At 65.7% G+C, this 2175-nt stretch carries 3 protein-coding genes; 2 read left to right on the top strand and 1 reads right to left on the bottom strand.

Annotation, left to right across the window (positions count from 1 at the left end):
* Window positions 1-197 precede the first annotated feature (197 nt).
* Both VGG53_RS17450 and VGG53_RS17445 read left to right on the top strand, forming a co-directional pair.
* Entirely contained in the window at window positions 198-653 is a 456-nt protein-coding gene (locus VGG53_RS17450; protein ID WP_331519331.1) for a hypothetical protein, read from the top strand.
* A gap of 356 nt (window positions 654-1009) precedes the next feature.
* The gene (locus VGG53_RS17445) at window positions 1010-1642 is read left to right on the top strand and encodes a hypothetical protein (RefSeq protein ID WP_331519330.1); all 633 of its coding nucleotides are present in this window, start codon (window positions 1010-1012) and stop codon (window positions 1640-1642) included.
* A 104-nt stretch (window positions 1643-1746) separates the two neighbouring features.
* Here VGG53_RS17445 and VGG53_RS17440 read toward each other — a convergent pair whose 3' ends face one another.
* Entirely contained in the window at window positions 1747-2109 is a 363-nt protein-coding gene (locus VGG53_RS17440) for a sterol carrier family protein (RefSeq protein ID WP_331519332.1), read from the bottom strand.
* Window positions 2110-2175 lie beyond the last annotated feature (66 nt).

The following is a 2175-nucleotide window of genomic DNA, read 5'->3' as shown; positions in this document are numbered from 1 at the left end:
GCACTCCCGGCCGAAGCGGACATCGGACAAGGGCGATCGGCCCGATTCGCGTCGACAAGTCGCCAATACTCCATCGGGGTCTGTGCGCGTTGACGTCGGTGGCGGGGCCAAATAAACCTTGTGGCACGGCGCGCCGCGCCTCTCGCCGGAGCACAGCTCCACGCGAAGCATTGCCCGACATTCGGAAGGAATATGCCATGCGTAAATTCGTGGCGACCGCGGCGATCGCCGCATCGGCTGCGGCCACCATCGCCCTGACCCCGCTCGCGGCACACGCGAGCTTCATCAGCGACGGCGGCGCCGAGATCCGCACCGGTTGCGGTCATGGCGTCACCGGTTACTACACTGACCCGAGCGGCTCCACCCACGGCTTCGAGACGGTCCCCGGAACGTCGTACCCCATCACCTCCGCGCCTGGCATCTGGACGTTCACCGTCAACCAGCCGGACGCTCTGGAGTCGTACGGCCCGTCCCTGGACAACGAGAAGAGCTTCGAGTTCGAGACCCAGCGGGTCGAGAAGGCTGTCGTCAACACCGAGGGCGGCGCGGAGCACATCTTCTTCAACGACAAGGCCAACGGTTTTGCCTTCAACCTGCCCGTCGGTATTCCCGTCTTCAGCGTCTACTACCAGTGCGGCACCGGCCGTTCCTGATCCGCAGTACCTGTTGAATTATTGATTCCCAGCCAAACAGGCCCTGGTCGCTGCTCGTCCTGACGGGCAGCGACCAGGGCATTTCAGTGCTCGGGCCCACGCAACGCCGACACGCACAGGGTTGACACCGCTCATCGCATTCCTCACGAAAATTCGAGGAGAAACAGCGATCGATGCCGTGCAACCGCACTTTCATCAAGCTTATCCGGTGCACCGACGCAACCGAAAGTGCATTCCTACCGACCAACCTTGACGGCGCCGAAGTGTCCACTTCAATAAGGGCGACACGTTTGATGTACGTGCAGCCACAGGTTGGCCGGCCCGGCCGGGGCGGTCCGATAAGCAGGAGGACCTTGATGAAACGCCCGCTCGCCGGTGCGCTGTTCGCAGCTGGCGCCCTTTCTCTGTCCGCACTCGGAGCGGCCGGTGCCGCACAGGCCGAGACGGTGCAGCCCGGTAACGTCACAGTCGCGCCGGGTCCCAATTCCAACCAGTTCACGATCACCTGCCCACACCCCGACGACAACACCTTGAACGCCGCGGCGACCGTCACCACCGGCAGCCAGATCACCTCTGGTGCCAACACCAGCTACACCCAGATGACCGACATCTCCAGCATCGACGCCTTTGCGACCGACACCAAGGCCGTGCTGCCCTATTCAACTTTCACGCCCAATTTGACCGTGGCCGGGAACGCTGTGGAGAGCGTCGAGATCCAGCTCTACAGCGACGTGACCGACGCAATCACCAAGGCCAAGATGATCTACGACGGAATCCTGTTCCACAACTCCACCCACGAGTTCCACTTCAACGTCAACAAGAATCACGTCTCGTACGGCACGATGATTGTTCATTGGTCCAAGGCTGGCGTGGCTCAGGACGACGAGGTGCTCGCCTGCTCCTTCCCGAACACTTCGACCCACAACGGGACACCGACGCCGCCGGCCGGCAATGAGGCTCAGCCCGGCACCGGCCCGCAGTTCGGCTGACAGGCCGACGGGTTCATCGGGGCCGCGATTCCTGGTCGGGATCGCGGCCCCCGGCCCGTACCGGGCAGTCGAGCGCTCGACCGCCCGGTACGGATCAATTTCCCTCAGCCCAACGGCACGACGGCCGATAGATCGGCCCGACTGCCGGTCGCATGCACGTGCCCGGCCGCGACCGCAGCCGCCCAGTTCAGCCGCCCCGTGACCAACCCCAGCCAAGTCACCGGATCGGTCTCGACGACGTTCGGCGGGGTGCCCCGGGTGTGGCTGCCGCCGGCCAGACACTGAACGGCCCCGTAGGGCGGCACCCGGACCTCGACCGCCTGCCCAGGGTGACGGGCCGTCAGTTCCTCCAGAGTGAAGCGAACCGCGGTCGCCAGAGTGGCCGCGTCGATCGACTCGGGATCGGCAACCCAGGCGGCCAGGGCGAGCCGCCCGGCGGCCGGGTCCGTGCGGCGCCGCGGGGCCATCGGTGCCCGGCGGATCAGCCGAGGGCGGCGGGCAGCGTCGCGGTGTGGGCCGCGCGCAACTCCGTC

The sequence above is a fragment of the Mycobacterium sp. genome (genome assembly GCF_036490025.1).
In the GTDB taxonomy this organism is placed as follows: Bacteria; Actinomycetota; Actinomycetes; order Mycobacteriales; family Mycobacteriaceae; genus Mycobacterium.
The sequence above is the reverse complement of the archived record's forward strand: the minus strand, read 5'-3'. Positions and strand labels throughout refer to the sequence as shown.